Here is a 16,056-nt window from a genome sequence, read left to right as displayed (position 1 = left end):
CCGTCCTTGATGCTGAACTGGCTGGTTCAAACCAAACATCGATTTCTTGGACTTCACTCTTGACTTTCTTGCTCTTTTTAATCGTTCCCAGAGACGCTAAGAGTTCTTCTAAATATTCTTTGGCAAATTGGTCGTGAATTTGGCGAGTCATTGCAGGGGATAATTAAGCCGAGAAAGTGCATTAACAATCTTTTTGGATCATAGCAAGTTTTGAGAATTTATCGGCTCTTCTAGGTTCTGTGTGATGAGTTTAACTTACATAGGATCGGTCTTTGTGTCCTTTGTGTCTCTGTGGTTCTTTACACTCATTGCTTAAAGGCCCCTTCTCAAGTTCCCAGAGCCTAGTCACCAATATTCCGAAAGTGACAGAAAAGGGATAATCTTCCACTCAATTGCCCAAAAAAAGGCTAGAATCGAAATATAGTATCGATCGCTAGAGATTTTTGATGAATTACAAAAAATTTTGCTTGGCTTTTTTGCTGTCCCTTATCCTCATCAACACTGGATTAGTTATGCCTAGTTACGCAGACGCAAGAGAATTGAGGACAATTACCGTGACGGGAGAAGGAATAGAAAATATCGCCACTTCTCAAGCAATAGTGCGCTTAGGGGTAGAAGTTCAAGGCAAAGAAGCGGGTAAAGTACAGAGGGAAACCGCCACTCGTAGCGATGCGGTGGTTAAATTTCTCCGTTCCCGTCAAGTGGAAAAATTGGAAACCACCGGCATTAGTTTACAGCCCAATTACGACTTCAGCAACAATCAAAGACGTTTAATCGGTTATATCGGGGCTAATTTGATTAGTTTTCAGGTTGATATAGCCCAAGCGGGGGTTTTAATCGATGAAGCGGTAAAAGTCGGGGCAACACGCATCGATGGGGTAAGTTTTACTGCTGGGGAATCAGCGATCGCAGCTGGCCAGAGAAGCGCTCTCATCAAAGCCACAGAACAAGCTAGAGAACAAGCCACAATCGTGTTACAGGCCCTTGGTTTAGTGCCAAAAGAAACGGTTTCTATCCAAGTGGGTAATACCAGTAATCCCGTGCCAATCGCCCGCTCAGAAGCGGTTTTTCGGAGTGCCGATGCTGCCAGTAGCCCGGTTATCGGAGGGGAACAAACCCTGCGCGCTGCTGTCACCCTCGAAATTAGCTATTAACATAACCTTTAGCTATCAGTTAAGCTGTACTGCATTTAAACTGTCTATTGAGTATTTTAGTACAAATGCTCAAACTCTCTCTCCTCGCTCTCCTGCTCATAGACAGTCCTAACGAGTAATTTAGATAGTCAACAGCTTAAAATCAGCACCGATGCTCGGAAAATCTAGAAAACTTTCGCCCTTATCCGTGAATTATCCTAACTTTTTACCCACTGTTAGGGAGGGATTGAGTGAAGATACCTCCCTTGCTCTCCTCGAAAATATCCAACAAATTGCCATCGATAGCCCCATCTATCCTCGATCGATTCTAACCACCTATAGTCAACAAGGGCAAGGTCAACCGCCTTTTGTCCTCCTGCACGGTTTTGATAGTTCCCTGCTGGAATTTCGGCGTTTACTACCTTTACTCGCCCAAAATAGGGAAACTTGGGCGATAGATCTACTCGGCTTCGGTTTTACTGAGCGATACCCAGATTTAGAAGTATCTCCGAAAACTATTAAAAGCCATCTTTACCATTTCTGGAGAACTGCGATCGCCGAACCGATAATTTTAGTCGGTGCTTCCATGGGGGGTGCAGTGGCCCTCGATTTTGCCCTCTCCTACCCGGAAATAGTGGCGAAATTAGTCCTCATTGACAGCGCAGGACTAGCTAATCCCCCAGTTTTGGGTAAATTGATGTTTTCGCCCCTCGATAAGTGGGCAACTAATTTTTTAGCCAATCCCCGCGTGCGCCAAAATATCAGTCGTACCGCCTATTTCGATCAAACTTTGGCCACTGTTGATGCTTGCACCTGTGCTAGTCTGCACCTGAATTGTCCCCACTGGAGTGAGGCTTTAATCTCCTTTACCAAAAGTGGCGGTTATGGGTCATTTTTGCCGCAATTAAGCCAAATAAACCGAGAAACGCTGATTATTTGGGGAGAAAACGATCAAATTTTAGGCACAAAAGACGCGAAGAAATTTCAGCAGGCTTTACCTAATAATCAACTGGTCTGGATTCCTCGCTGTGGTCATGTTCCCCACCTCGAAAAACCGGAACTTACCGCAGCCGCGATAGTTAAATTTGCGAGCTAAGAACTTATAATGGGATTATTTGACCCTATAGTGCCAACTTTTATGAAATTTTTGCCGATCGCTCTCGGTACATTCAGCCTTCTGAGTTTATCTGTCAATATTCCTGCTACCGTAGCCACACAACAGCTTTTTTGTCAAGGCCGCATGAATAACGGTTGGTCCTATTCGGCAGAATTTCTCAATGGACGTTTTGAACGCATTCGCTGGACGCGTTCTGGTCAACCTCCCCAAGTTTCTAGCCTTAGTTTTAAAAATACTAACAACAAAGGACAACCGATTTATCGGGGCAGTTTATTCGCCGCAGTCAGTGTGACTCTGATAGACTTATCGAAAGGAGATGTCCGTCCCGGTTCGCAAATTTCCGTGGGGGTGGAAGAATGGGGTTGGTCGCGGGGAAACTGCGCTCTTTCTAACCGTTGACATCCTCACCGCTGTAAACGGACGGTGATTCCTCTCTGTTTTCTAGAACGACAAAAAAGGCTGAAGCATTTTCAGCCTCGTCTAAAAAATCAGATTTTACCCGCCAAATTAAGGAATAGGATTAGCCGAATCCTTGCTTTCTAGGGTTTCGGGAACAGCTTCCGTCTTACCAAAAGCGATTCTCAGGAAGGGAGGGGCCAGGAAAGTCGTTAGGATTACCATAATAATAATCGACACCTCTAAAGGCTTATCCAAAATTCCGCTGGCCGAACCAATCCCAGCAAAAACTAAACCCACCTCACCCCGGGGAATCATACCCACACCGATGGCGAGGCGATTGATGCCGGATATACCAAAAACTGCCCAGCCCGTCACCAGTTTACCGATAATCGCCACAACCATCAAAAAGACAGCGATCAAAAGTCCGGCCCGATTCTCCGGGACCGTTGGGTTTAAAACACCGAGATCGGCACGCGCTCCCACCGTCACAAAGAAAATCGGCACAAGCAAATCGGCGATCGGTTTAATTAACTCATCCAACTCGTTGCGGGTATCAGTTTCATCAAGCACCAAACCCGCAGCAAAGGCCCCTAAAATCGCTTCCAGATGAATAGCATTGCCTAAAAATGCCATAAAGAAAGCGAAGACAAATGCGGGAATAACAATATTTCCCCGCGTTTTCAGCCGCTCCACGATCGCCACAAAACTTTTGTTAAAAATACCTCCCAACAAAATTGATCCGATCAAAAAGGCCGTAGCGCTGACAATCAGATAAATAACATTGGTCACATCAATCTCACCAGTTTTGGCTAAACTAGCGACCACAGCCAGAACAATAATACCGAGGACATCATCGATCACCGCCGCACCGACAATAATTTGCCCTTCTTTGGATTTGAGTTGACCTAACTCTGACAACACCTTCGAGGTAATACCGATACTGGTTGCCGTTAAGGCTGCCCCCGCAAAAATCGCCGGGATAGCCGCCACATGAAAGACGAGCATTAACCCGGCCGTACCCGCCGCAAAAGGTGCCGCCACCCCCACACAGGCCACCACCGTGGCTTGAATTCCCACTTCCTTGAGTTGTCGCAGATCCGATTCTAGGCCAATTTCAAACAGCAGAATAATCACACCGATTTCAGCTAGAACCGAAATCACTTCACTTTGGGACTCAAAGATGCGGTCCACGGCAGCCGGGGCCAATTGATTCAATCCTTGCAGTACCGTCATAATCAGCGAGTCCGAGGCCGATAGTCCCCCTTCGGGAAAGATGAGCAGATGCAGTGCCGAAACGCCGACAATCACACCGGCCACCAGTTCTCCCAGTACGGGCGGAAAATCCAATCGTCTGGCGGCCTCTGCGCCGAGCTTGCTGGCCAGATAAATCACCACCAGCGTCAGCAATACGCCAGAGAGAATAATCGGTGAATCCTCGGCCACAACGGTGGCGAGCAAGGGGAGCGGAGTCATGGGGGCTGCTATCTCCCCGATCGAAGGAGGCAGAATAGGGGACAAAATCATGAGTTTAAAGGGATGAGGGTTAAAGGTTTTAGGTGGTCATAAAACTGGAGGATAGGAAAAAGGGCCACCGCTCAAGGACAGTCAGGCTGCAGATGGGGTTGCCCAGATCAAGACAAGCATTAGTTGTTTAGTTGATTAACCTCAAAATCCTCTGGTTCTTGGTGAGGATGGGTCTTGACAAAAGTTACCGCTTGTTGTAGGGCGATGGTTCTGTCCATTAGCACATGATCGGGGGGGAGTTGGGCTAAAATGCCGAGACGTTCCAAACGATGCTGGATTTTGCTGGTGGCACCAACGATAAAGACTTGTAAACTTTTATCGATCGCATCTTTAATCGCATTTTCGATCGCTAAAGAAGCTGTCACCCCTAACAAAGGCACATCACTCAAGTCCAAGATTAAAACATCCGCTTCCTTCATGGCTGTGTGTTCCCTGGCGATCGCTTTCGAGACTCCAAAGATCATCGGACCACTGAGATAAAATAGGATGATGCGACCGTTAGCTTGGTTGAGTAACCTTTTTTCTTCTGGACTTAGGAGAATCTCGTCATCGTTATCGGTGATTGTTTTCACTTCCTGCGCTTGCAGTTCACTGAGGCGATCGATGGTGAGAATATTAGCAATAAAGACCCCCACACCCACAGCAACGATCAGATCGACGAATACTGTTAATAACAGTACACCGTACATGATTAGCGTCCCTTTCAGAGAAATCTTGTGGGAGCGTTTCAGGAAACTCCAGTCGAGAATATCGATCCCCACTTTTAGGGCAATTCCCGCTAATACCGCCATGGGGATACTCTTAGTTAAACCGGCGGCCCAGAGAACGACGACTAATAAAATTAAAGCGCGAGTAATGCCAGAAAGGGCAGTGGTCGCACCGGTTTGAATATTGACGACAGTTCCCATCGTGGCCCCGGCACCGGGTAAACCGCCACAGATTCCTGATACTAAGTTACCAATACCTTGACCGATCAATTCTTTATTCGATTTGTGTTCGGTACGGGTCAAACTATCGGCAATTACCGCCGTTAATAGGGTATCAATACAACCCAACATCCCTAAAACTGCCCCATCCACCAACATTGTGATCATTTGGGCAGCACTAAAGGTGGGCATTTGCAAGGTGGGTAAACCCACAGGAATATCCCCAATCCGGCGAATTTCAGCACCTTGGAAGAAAAACAGCGAAATCAGAGTTCCTATCACCAAAGCTAATAACTGAGGGGGGACAAAACGCTTGAATTTCGAGGGCATCAGGAAGATGATCGCCAAGGTGATCGCCCCCAGAATGGCTTCAGGGGGATTGATATTAGAGAGTAGTTCCGGGATTTTCTGCACTGTGCCTAAAACCCCTCCTTTGGGAGCGGCTTGCCCTAAAAAGGGCGGAATTTGCAGAATGATCAGGATTACCCCGATCCCAGACATAAAGCCAGAAATAACGCTATAGGGCATCAGGGTGATGTATTTACCCATTTTGAAGATACCGAACAGAATCTGGAAAATGCCCGCTAACATGACTACCGTAAAGGCCATGGGTAGGCCTAATTCGGGATTTCTGGCGGTTAAACTGGCCACGATCGCCGTCATTACTACCGTCATCGGCCCCGTCGGTTCCGAAATTAACGTGGGGGTGCCACCAAAAAGGGCAGCAAAAAAACCCACACAGACAGCACCGTACAAACCAGCGATCGCGCCAGCCCCAGAAGCTACACCGAAAGCGAGAGCTAGAGGGAGAGAAACGATGGCAGCTGTGAGACCACCAAAGATATCGCCCCGCAAATTGTCAAAATGAATACGATTGGTTATTTGCATGAGAATCCAACTGAGCAAAGGGTTTTTTGCCATAACAAAACCGGCGGTTGAGAGACCAGCCTTGATAGACAAAAGTTTATGGTTTTTAAAGATCGATTGTTATAAATCTATACTAGAACGGATATCTTGACAAGCAAATTTTATAAATTGAGTTTAAATCGATATATCTTTACAAAAGTATTGATTTAAACCTATGATATAAGCGGGGTGGGGAGGTTTTTACTCGTTCCCCTCCATTCCTGCTTCTGTTTAGCAAAGCTCCTCAAGGCAGTAACAGAAGTGTAGCTCTCTAGAGGCCTCTCTTGATTCACGCCACTTTACATCAACTGATTGTCTTTGAAGCGACCGCTCGTCATGGCAGTTTCACCAGGGCTGCTGAAGAACTATCGATCACCCAACCCACCGTTTCTACCCAGATGAAACAACTGACTAAATCAGTGGGTTTACCCTTATTTGAACAGATAGGCAAACGTTTGTATTTAACCGAGGCCGGACGCAGTTTATTAGTCACCTGTCAAGCAGTCCTCAAGGATCTTGATAACTTTGAGATGGCGATCGCCGATATCAAGGGCATTAAACAGGGTAAACTGCGTTTAGCTGCGGTATCCACAGCCCAATATTTAATCCCTCAGATCCTAGGTCCTTTTTGTCAACAGTACCAAGGGGTGGATGTGTCCCTAGAATTGACCAATCACCAAGACCTAGAAACAAGGATGATCAATAATGTTGATGACCTATATATTTTAAGCGAACCCCCCCAAGAGCTAAACCTGGAGATTCAACCGTTTCTGGAAAATCCCCTCGTGGTTATTGCTCGCAAAGATCACCCCCTAGCGGGACAGAAAAAAATTCCGATTAAACGACTGCAAGGGGAACCTTTTATTATGCGGGAAATGGGATCGGGAATTAGACGGGCAGTACAGCAAATTTTTCTCGACCATGGCATCACCGTATCTCTGCGTTTGGAAATCGGCAATAATGAAGCCATTAAACAAGCGATCGCTGGTGGTTTAGGAATTTCAGTTCTGTCTCAGCACGTCTTAAATTTAGATAATCCCAATGGGGAATTTACCATCCTTGACGTGCAAGATTTTCCCATCCAACGCCATTGGTATGTGGTTTATCCCAAGGATAAAAAACTATCTGTGATCGCCAAGACTTTTCTGGATTATCTCCTCAATATTCAGCCCCAATCCCTCTTAAAGGTCAAAATTTCTAGATGAGAAACCCCATCTTTGTTGAAGATGGGGTAAGGTAAAAATCAAATCAATCTAAACAGTAACAGGTTCTCGATCGAGGGGTTTAACGCGATCGAGCAGTGCTTGCAACTGTTCCCCTTCAATCACCTCTTTACTGAGGATTTCTTGGGCAATTTCTTCGAGTAAATCGCGATTTTGAGCAAGGATATCCAGGGCCTGCTGATGACCATTTTCGACAATCTCTTTCACTTCATTATCGATCGCTTTGGCCGTATCATCGCTCACCAAGCGCCGGGGATTCATCATACCATCTCCCAGAAAACTATTCTGTTGACCTTTTTCGTAGGCTAGGGGGCCGAGAGTCTTACTCATACCATAGGTAGTCACCATGCGTTCGGCCAGATCCGTCGCCCGCTGCAGGTCATTAGCGGCCCCAGTAGTAATACTACCAAAGATAATCTCCTCGGCGGCCCGACCACCTAAAAGAGTAGCAATTTGGTCGCGTAATTCCGTATCATCCATCAGGAAACGGTCTTCCGTGGGCATTTGCAGGGTATAACCGAGGGCTGCCATGCCGCGAGGCACGATCGAAATCTTAGCAACTTTACCACCCCCCGGCATAACTGCACCGACGAGAGCGTGACCAACTTCGTGATAAGCGACGATTTTCTTCTCTTTTTCCGAGAGAACCCGGCTTTTCTTCTCTAAACCCGCCACTACCCGCTCGATTGCCTCATTAAAGTCCTCTTGGGCGACGGTGCTGCGTTGATTGCGGGCTGCCAATAAAGCGGCCTCATTGACTAGATTAGCTAAGTCAGCACCGGCAAAACCGGGGGTACGGGTAGCAATCTGTTTTAAATCCACATCCGAGCCTAATTTTACCTTACCTGCGTAGATTTCGAGGATTTTTAAGCGTCCAGCCAGATCGGGGCGATCAACTAACACTTGGCGATCAAAACGGCCGGGGCGTAAAAGGGCGGGATCAAGAGTTTCAGGGCGATTAGTAGCGGCTAGAACGATCACCGTCGCATCGCCAGCGTTAAAACCGTCCATTTCCGTCAATAATTGGTTTAAAGTCTGTTCCCGTTCATCGTTACCCCCCATAAAATTACCGTTAGCGCGAGATTTACCGATCGCGTCTAATTCATCGATAAAAATAATACAGGGGGCTTTTTTCTTGGCCTGTTCAAACAGATCTCGCACTCGGGCCGCACCTGCACCGACAAAGAGTTCCACGAATTCCGACCCCGAGATACTAAAGAAAGGAACTCCCGCTTCTCCCGCGACTGCTTTTGCCAGCAGGGTTTTGCCTGTCCCCGGCGGACCGACTAGGAGGACACCCTTGGGAATCCGCGCCCCGATTTGAATGTAACGTTGGGGATATTTAAGAAATTCGACGATTTCTGCCAATTCGGTTTTCGCTTCTTCCACACCGGCCACATCTTTAAAAGTGGTTTTGGTGGTATCTCCTTCCACATAGACTTTAGCGCGACTTTTGGTAATCGATAAAGCCCCGGCTGGACCACCGCCACCGCTGCGAGCGAGGAAAAATTGCCAAATACCGACAAAAATCAGGGGAGGAATCACCCAACTAAGGACACTGCCAATCCAGCCATTTTTTGGCGGTGGCGCGGCGGCGAATTCTACGCCCTTGGCTTCTAGACGTTTGGGCAATTCTAGGTCAAAAATCGGTGTAGTGCTGAAAATTCGTCCGTAGTTGCCCTCTTGGTCGTTTTTAAGCTGATAACGAATCTCATTCTGTCCCACGGATACCCTAGCGACGTTGCCATCTTCCACTTGGTCGATAAAAAGACTATAGGGAACTTTGGGGACGCTAGGGCCAAATAATTGCGGGAAAAGGAGGTTAACAATCAGAAATAAGCCGCCTACGGCTAATAAAACATTACCGATCAGGCGAGATTGTGAAGGAGGTTTGCTTTTTATACTCATTGCTGGGCCTGATTGATTAAAATTAGTCTCTATCCTCTCCTCATTGTAGGCTGTTGACTGCTCAAGTTCAGATTGAATCAGGCGGGGGGATTACCGTCGTCTTCGGGCGGTTTTTGCCCTAGTAAAGCCTCTAGACGGGTTTGGGCAAGCTCAAAATCCGGCGCAATCCCTAAAGCTTTTTGATAACAGGCGATCGCTGCTTGGGTTTCGCCTAAATTTTCTAGGGTGCTGCCGAGATTGTACCAAGCTTGATAAAAATTATCGTCCGCTTCTAGTACCTGTTGCCAACATTCTAAAGCTTCTTGCCAACGTTGCAGTCCGTATAGGGCGCTGCCTCTAGCGTTAATGATTTGGTGATCGTTGGGGGTGATTTCTAGGGCGCGATCGTAACTATTTAACGCTTCTTCGTAGTTACCGACCATGGCTAAGGCACTACCCCGATTATGCCAGGCCGAGGCTAATTGGGGATCGATCTTCAAGGCCTGTTCCCAATCAGCGATCGCATTTGACCAATTGCCTAAATTTGCCTGTTCTAAGCCCTGATGAAACCAATCTTCGGCAGTTTCAGGGTTTTTACCTTCCTGGGAGGAAAATTGAGCGATCAGACTATCAATAATGCTTTCTGCGTCCTTATTTTCGATGCCCAATTGTTCGGCCATTTGGCCCGCTAGGGTAGGATCGTTTTGCAGACGGTCAAATAATTCATCGAGGGTCAGGGTTTCTAATTGGGGATTTTCTGGGTCAGCACCGTTAAAATCGCTAGTTTCACCCGAATATGAGAGATTTTCTGGGGGTTGCGGCTGGGAATAACTGCCCGGGGCCTCATCGTCGCCGGCGTATTCCCAGATTAAAGTGGCAGTTTCTTTGGTGTAGAGTTGATAACCGATCTCGTAGGAAGCTTCACCAATACGTTCAATCCCGGGGAAAGCGCGAGCTAATTCTCCCAAACGGATCATTCTGGTGGCGAGAAGTTGGTTAAGGGAAGCGGAGGATTGCAGACGGCTCCCAAAGCGCTCTAACCATTCTACCCAATCTTTTTGCCGACCTCGATCGCCCAATTTCTCAAAAAATCTCAGAATTCTGCCTTCGTGCCAACCGTGGGACACTCCATCGAGTAACTGCATATAGAGAAACTCGTAGTCTGTATCGGTTAGGGGAACAGATTCGATCGCTTGTACTCTCCCCTTTCCCCCTTGTCCCCCCAAAAGTCGGGTAAAAAAGTTTTCGATCGCACGCCAAAGTTTTCTTAAAAGTCCCTGCATTCTAATCTCGACACTGGTTTTATTAATCTTGCAAGCATCACCCAATTAGTCTAGCAGTTATCAGTTATCGGGGATTGACTCTCCCCCGCTAACCGCGGAGCGCGGTGTAGCGGGGGATTCTCGGTTCTTAGGCTTTTAACTAGATCGACCGAGTTTAACCCAGTCGATCCCCGTCAAATCGCCTCCGCGAGCGTTTTCTAACACGGTCAGTCCGACCGCGTTTTTTCCTCGGTTCTCAATTACCTTCGCTGATGCCGTATCTCTCGGTTCAATGTGGCCGCAAGAATCACACCGGTGAACTCTTTCCGATAACGCTTTTTTACCAGTAATTGCGCCACAATTCGGACACTCTTGCGAGGTTCCGTTTTTATCAACCTTAAGATAATATTTTCCCCGTTTCCAAGCGACAAACGGTAATATCTCGTTAATAAAACTACCGATACCTGAATCCAGAGATTGTTTTCTAACGATCCCTCTAGACCAGGAAACGAAGTTAATATCTTCAACAAAGATATTATCAGCGAGATCGCAAAGGTAATGAGCTAACTTAAAATGCCAATCTCTACGAGTATTAGACACTTTTTCGTGTAATCTCGCTATCTTATCTTGGAGTTTCAACCAATTGTTCGAGCCTTTGACTTGATGTTTCAAGCGTCTTTGTAGCAATTTAAGCTTACTCTGTACTTTCAACAAAAATCGAGGGGCTTTGATTAAATCTCCCCGTGAAGTAGCGACAAAACTCTCAATTCCCGCGTCAATTCCTAAACAGGTCTTCCCTACTGTCATATCGGGAACTAATTCCGGAGATTGGAAAGAAACCAAAACGTAAAATCCCGACGCTTTTTGGATAATTCGAGCTTGTTTAGGCTCAAACCCAGACGGGTACTTCCTAGATTTCCTAATCCGAATTTTTCCCAATTGTGGAAAATTTAAGTATTCGTCACCTAAGAAGTTTTTTGACAGCGCAGGAAAAACAAAACTCCGCATCTTTTTCTTAAATCTAGGAAAGCCGAAGCCTTTCGATTTCATGTGGTCAAACGCTTTATCTACAGTTTTTAAAACTTGCTGTAAGACTTGAGCGTTAACCGTCTTTAATATCGGGTAAACTTTTTTAGCTTCCGTTAGATTTTTAGCTTGAACGAAGTAATTTGGATAGGGTTGATCCGCAGGAATTATGTACTCAGAAACTAGCGAACAGCGATCCGCAAGACACTTTCGAGAGTTTAACCAATCTTTCCGTTCCGAGAGCGCGTAATTATAAACGCTCTTACAAACATCAAGAATGTGGACAATCTCTCGTTCCTGTTTCTTGTTTACCTTTAGTCTGTACTGGTAGGTAAGCGTTATCACTGTCGTTAGTTTCGTGATGTGATGTATAGTTAAATTGTAACACTTACTGCCTAGTATATCAACTAATTACAATCATGGACCAAACTAATCGCTAACCTTAAAACAGTTAGTAGTCGCTTAATTAGACAAGAATTTCCGGATTTGGCGGCAAAGTATTTCGACAACAAACCCTATTTTTGGGCGGGAGCTTATTTCGTGGCTAGTTGTGGCGACGTTACTGTCGAACAACTAAAAAAATACGTCGAGAACCAAAACTCCCCAAAAGTGGAAAGGCTACTGCGTTAGTTTCATTCTGGTCGCGATTCATCTCCCGTTAACCGCTACGCAGTTTAACGGGAGTCCTCTCGCGACCTTGAGATAGGGGTGAGGGGTGGGGCAGATTTTTCCGGGATCAGTAAACAGTAATCAGTAAAAATACTCCTCACCTAATACCGCTTACCGATCACCGATAACTTAATTATTGGCCATCACCCAATTAACCAGAGTGCGGACGGGAAAACCGGTGGCCCCGGAATTATTAACGCCATTTTCCTTATCGCACCAGACGGGACCCGCGATATCTAGGTGCAGCCAGGGAGTATTATTAATGAATTGCTTCAAAAATAAAGCGGCTGTAATGGAACCGCCGGGGCGCGGACCGGTGTTTTTCATATCGGCAATTTGAGACTTCAGCCCCTCGAAATATTTTTCTTCTAGGGGCATCGGCCAGAATTTTTCGCCAGCTAATTTAGCGGCCTCTTGGAGTTGATCTGCGAGACTCTCATCGCTACTCCATAAACCGGCGATATCGTCCCCCAAAGCAACGACACAGGCCCCGGTTAAAGTGGCTAGATCCACGATCGCATCCACCTCTAATTTTTCCGCAAAAACCAAGCCATCGGCCAGGGTTAATCGTCCCTCGGCATCGGTGTTATTGACTTCAATAGTTTTGCCATTAGAAGCGGTTAAAATGTCCCCAGGGTGCATAGCGCGACCACTAATCATATTTTCCGTAGCCGGACAGATAAAGTGTACTTCCACTTCTGGCTGTAATTGGGCGATCGCCTTGGCTGCCCCTAGGGTGGCGGCACCACCCCCCATATCCATTTTCATGGTTTCGATGCCGCTGCCGGCCCCTTTAATATTCAAACCGCCGGAATCAAAGGTTAAACTTTTACCGACGATTGCTAGTTTACGTTTCGGGGCTACTTGGGGTTTATAGATTAAATGAAGGAATTTCGGGGGAATATCCGAGGCTTTGGCCACTCCAAGGAAGGCTCCCATGCCCAAGCTTTCGCATTCTTCCTGTTCCAGAATTTTGAGACTTAATCCGTATTCGGCGGCAATTTGCTCGGCGGTTTCTGCCATGGTTAGGGGGGTGACGGTGTTAGCGGGAGCATTGACTAATTCTCTGGCCAAAATCACTCCGGAACAGATTTGCTCGGCCTTGACGATCGCTGATGTTTGCTCTCCTAAACCCAATAACTCGACGGTTTCTAATTTGGCTCCTTTTTCCTCTTTAGTGGACTTGAAGCGGGTATCCTGATGATTGGCCAGCAGCAGCCCTTCTGCGATTGCTCCGGCAGTGGCGGACTGATCGCCAACTACCGGTAAACTGATGGCCAGAGCTTGGCTTTTTTGTTGTTTGGCCAGACGAGCGATGGCAGCGGCCGCTAGACGCAGGGTTTGCAGGTCGAAATCAGTAGTTTTTCCCAATCCCACCAGGATTAATTTGCGAATCGGACCACCACCTAGACGAGTCGCCGCACTGCTGCCTAATTTTCCCTCGAATTCCGTCTCGGAGATGAGATCCCCTAGGTTTCCCCCTAGTTTATCGTTTAATTCTGCCAATTCTCCTGCAATCTCGATGGTTCCTTCTGGTAAACCTAGGGCTAAAGTATCTCCTGTCCAAGTAAGGAGCGAGGTGTCAGTCGATCGAATATCCATTCTTTATCTCGATAATTCTTTGCAAATTGCTTCTATTAATCACTATACTGTAAGCTCTATCAGTTATCATCGATCATCTGTTGAGGTTTAGTGGCTCCCTGTCAAGAATCAAGGTCTAGCTCTTGCTAAAATCATTGTCCCTGATTGCTGATGCTGACTGGGGATAACTGCCATGGGTTCCACTACTTAGAAAAAATTACCAAGTTTGTGTTGATCACTCAAGGAGAAATTTTTATGGAAATATCTCGTCCTAATCAAGTAGAATTAACCGCAGAAGAACAACAGGAACTAGAAAAGTTGCGAGCTATTATCGAACAGGCTAGTGTTGATGGCGTGATCACTCAAGGGGAAAGGGAAAGAATCGCCCTAGCTATGAGGTCTGATGGTAAAGTGACCCTAGAAGAATTAGAGTTAGTCAGAACTTTAATTACCGAAAAAGTGAGCAAAGGGGAATTAGTTCTTGATTATCTTTAAACTCTGGAAAATCGGATAAAAAAAAAGACGGGGTTTTCACCCCGTCCTATTTGTTAAGAATTATGACAAATCCTTGACTTGTGATACTAATTGTGCTACCACATCTTGAGCGCTACCAAAGAGCATAAAGGTTTTAGGATTGTAGAATAATTCATTTTCTACCCCAGCAAAACCCGATCGCATACTGCGCTTAATCACGATCGTGTGCTGTGCCTTATCCACGTCGAGAATCGGCATTCCATAAATCGGACTAGCTTTATCGTGACGGGCAGCGGGATTAACCACATCATTCGCCCCAATAATTAACGCCACATCGACGCGCTCAAACTCAGGATTAATATCATCCATATCGTAGAGTTGCGGATAGGGAACATTAGCTTCGGCCAATAATACATTCATGTGGCCGGGCATTCTTCCGGCCACGGGGTGAATAGCATATTTAACCTCAACGCCATTTTTTTCCAACTGTTCAGCCAATTCTCGCACTGCGTGTTGTGCTTGGGCCACTGCCATGCCGTAACCGGGTACAATCACCACAGAACGCGCATAACCGAGCATCATTGCCCCTTCTTCTGAATCAATAGCATGAAACGATTTATCAAGGCTAGAAGTGGCGCTCGCTTCGCCTCCGGCACTAGCACCGGTACCAAATGCCCCAAATAGTACACTAGCCAGCGATCGATTCATGGCTTTACACATGATCTGAGTCAGGATAATCCCCGACGCACCCACCAAAGCACCGGCGATGATCAACATACTATTCATCAGGATAAAACCGACTACGCTGGCGGCAAGTCCCGAAAAAGAGTTTAAGAGGGAGATAACCACGGGCATATCGCCGCCGCCGATGGGAAGCACGAATAAAGCCCCGAAAATTAAGGAAAGTCCCACCAAAGTCAGGAAAACATCGATCGAGGTGGGATCGAAAAAGAGATAGACACTACCCCCTAAAAAGGTGAGTAGCAAGAGAATGTTAAAGGGTTGCTGGAAAGGAAAAGTTACGGGCGCGCCACTGATTAATTCCTGTAATTTGGCAAAAGCGAGGACACTACCGGTAAAAGTGACACCGCCGATCAATATACCCAAAATAGCGATCAGTATCGAGTCAAAGGCAATATTTTCACCACTTTGCAGTAAACGCCAGTATTCGCCCATGGCAATTAAAGCACTGGCAGCACCGCCTAAACCGTTAAAAATCGCCACCATTTGGGGCATAGCTGTCATCGGGACTTTTTGCGCCGAAACTAAGCCGATAATTGAACCAATCACCAACGCTACGGCGATTAAACCATAGCTGAGGATTTCTTGATTGATTAAGGTGGCAATAACGGCGATTAGCATCCCGATGGCAGCCAGAAAATTGCCTTGACGGGCAGTAGCGGGGGAAGATAATTGTTTAAGACCGATGATAAATAAAATGGCGGCGAGTAGATAGGACAACTCGATCCCTGTGATAAGGGCATTATTCATGATTTAGCCTCTTTTTTCTTGAACATTTGCAGCATTCGATCGGTAACGACAAAACCACCGACCACGTTAACCATCGCCAAAATAACGGCAATTAACCCTAAAATTACGGTTAATTGGTGCCAATCCGTGCCTCCGGCGATGAGGAGCGCACCGACAACGGCGATACCTGAAATTGCATTCGCTCCCGACATCAGGGGTGTATGGAGAGTGGGAGGAACTTTATTGATCACCTCGAAACCGACAAAGGAAGCGAGGACAAATACCACTAAAGCGGTTAAAAGTTGGGCAGTCATTGGTTAAGTAAAAAGGGGATAGGGTTTGGGGATAGGGAAGTGGGGTGATGGGGGATTGGGGAAGTGGGGGATTGGGGAAGTGGGGGATTGGGGAAGTGGGAATTATGAATTATGAATTATGAAGTGGGGAGAACAAAGCTGCCTT

The 16,056-nt window shown here is 46.6% G+C and carries 13 protein-coding genes and 1 pseudogene; 6 read left to right on the top strand and 8 right to left on the bottom strand.

The genetic code is table 11. The features are described from left to right. Nucleotides 1-446: 446 nt before the first annotated feature. The 3 genes from EWV66_RS00870 (at nt 447) to EWV66_RS00860 (ending at nt 2,649) form a co-directional block, all read left to right on the top strand. Nucleotides 447-1,154: an SIMPL domain-containing protein gene (locus EWV66_RS00870; RefSeq protein WP_072926365.1), complete on the top strand. Its 708-nt coding sequence runs from the start codon at nt 447-449 to the stop codon at nt 1,152-1,154. Nucleotides 1,155-1,305: 151 nt separating this feature from the next. Continuing rightward, entirely contained in the window at nt 1,306-2,229 is a 924-nt protein-coding gene (locus tag EWV66_RS00865) for an alpha/beta fold hydrolase (protein ID WP_081417870.1), read from the top strand. Nucleotides 2,230-2,271: 42 nt separating this feature from the next. Then, nucleotides 2,272-2,649 carry a hypothetical protein gene (locus EWV66_RS00860; RefSeq protein WP_002758665.1) on the top strand — a complete coding sequence of 126 codons (378 nt, stop codon included), beginning with the start codon at nt 2,272-2,274 and terminating at the stop codon, nt 2,647-2,649. 108 nt (nt 2,650-2,757) lie between these two features. Here EWV66_RS00860 and EWV66_RS00855 read toward each other — a convergent pair whose 3' ends face one another. Together EWV66_RS00855 and bicA are read right to left on the bottom strand one after the other, a co-directional pair. Continuing rightward, nucleotides 2,758-4,173 carry a cation:proton antiporter gene (locus EWV66_RS00855; protein ID WP_052276284.1) on the bottom strand — a complete coding sequence of 472 codons (1,416 nt, stop codon included), beginning with the start codon at nt 4,171-4,173 and terminating at the stop codon, nt 2,758-2,760. A 119-nt stretch (nt 4,174-4,292) separates the two neighbouring features. Continuing rightward, nucleotides 4,293-5,987 (bottom strand): bicarbonate transporter BicA, encoded by a 1,695-nt coding sequence (bicA, locus tag EWV66_RS00850; RefSeq protein WP_052278416.1) that lies wholly within the window; start codon nt 5,985-5,987, stop codon nt 4,293-4,295. Nucleotides 5,988-6,289: 302 nt separating this feature from the next. Between bicA and EWV66_RS00845 the strand changes: the two genes are divergently transcribed. Beyond that, nucleotides 6,290-7,210 (top strand): LysR family transcriptional regulator, encoded by a 921-nt coding sequence (locus tag EWV66_RS00845; protein WP_193959637.1) that lies wholly within the window; start codon nt 6,290-6,292, stop codon nt 7,208-7,210. A gap of 48 nt (nt 7,211-7,258) precedes the next feature. Here the strand turns inward: EWV66_RS00845 and ftsH4 are convergent, their stop codons facing one another. From ftsH4 to EWV66_RS00830, 3 genes are all read right to left on the bottom strand, one after another. Continuing rightward, complete coding sequence (ftsH4, locus tag EWV66_RS00840) at nt 7,259-9,136, bottom strand: ATP-dependent zinc metalloprotease FtsH4 (protein ID WP_002785593.1); 1,878 nt, start codon at nt 9,134-9,136, stop codon at nt 7,259-7,261. 77 nt (nt 9,137-9,213) lie between these two features. Then, on the bottom strand, nt 9,214-10,398 hold the full coding sequence (locus EWV66_RS00835) for a tetratricopeptide repeat protein (protein WP_287108923.1): 1,185 nt from the start codon (nt 10,396-10,398) through the stop codon (nt 9,214-9,216). A 135-nt stretch (nt 10,399-10,533) separates the two neighbouring features. Next, nucleotides 10,534-11,748: an RNA-guided endonuclease InsQ/TnpB family protein gene (locus EWV66_RS00830; RefSeq protein WP_287108917.1), complete on the bottom strand. Its 1,215-nt coding sequence runs from the start codon at nt 11,746-11,748 to the stop codon at nt 10,534-10,536. 78 nt (nt 11,749-11,826) lie between these two features. Here EWV66_RS00830 and EWV66_RS00825 point away from each other — a divergent pair. After that, nucleotides 11,827-12,033, top strand: a pseudogene (locus EWV66_RS00825) (IS200/IS605 family transposase); the annotation flags it as partial. Between the two features lie 168 nt (nt 12,034-12,201). Here EWV66_RS00825 and EWV66_RS00820 read toward each other — a convergent pair. Then, nucleotides 12,202-13,674, bottom strand: a complete 1,473-nt coding sequence (locus EWV66_RS00820) for a leucyl aminopeptidase (RefSeq protein ID WP_287108916.1) — start codon at nt 13,672-13,674, stop codon at nt 12,202-12,204. A 234-nt stretch (nt 13,675-13,908) separates the two neighbouring features. Between EWV66_RS00820 and EWV66_RS00815 the strand changes: the two genes are divergently transcribed. Further along, on the top strand, nt 13,909-14,148 hold the full coding sequence (locus EWV66_RS00815; RefSeq protein WP_044034906.1) for a hypothetical protein: 240 nt from the start codon (nt 13,909-13,911) through the stop codon (nt 14,146-14,148). Between the two features lie 60 nt (nt 14,149-14,208). On the opposite strand, the gene EWV66_RS00810 is transcribed toward EWV66_RS00815, so the two are convergent. After that, complete coding sequence (locus EWV66_RS00810) at nt 14,209-15,618, bottom strand: NAD(P)(+) transhydrogenase (Re/Si-specific) subunit beta (RefSeq protein WP_287108914.1); 1,410 nt, start codon at nt 15,616-15,618, stop codon at nt 14,209-14,211. Further along, nucleotides 15,615-15,911, bottom strand: a complete 297-nt coding sequence (locus tag EWV66_RS00805) for an NAD(P) transhydrogenase subunit alpha part 2 (RefSeq protein ID WP_002785583.1) — start codon at nt 15,909-15,911, stop codon at nt 15,615-15,617. The genes EWV66_RS00810 and EWV66_RS00805 overlap by 4 nt, the downstream gene beginning before the upstream one ends. Nucleotides 15,912-16,056: the final 145 nt, after the last annotated feature.

Origin of the sequence: Microcystis sp. M_OC_Ca_00000000_C217Col (assembly GCF_007095585.1) — a bacterium.
Taxonomy (GTDB): Bacteria; Cyanobacteriota; Cyanobacteriia; order Cyanobacteriales; family Microcystaceae; genus Microcystis; species Microcystis panniformis.
The sequence above is the reverse complement of the archived record's forward strand: the minus strand, read 5'-3'. Positions and strand labels throughout refer to the sequence as shown.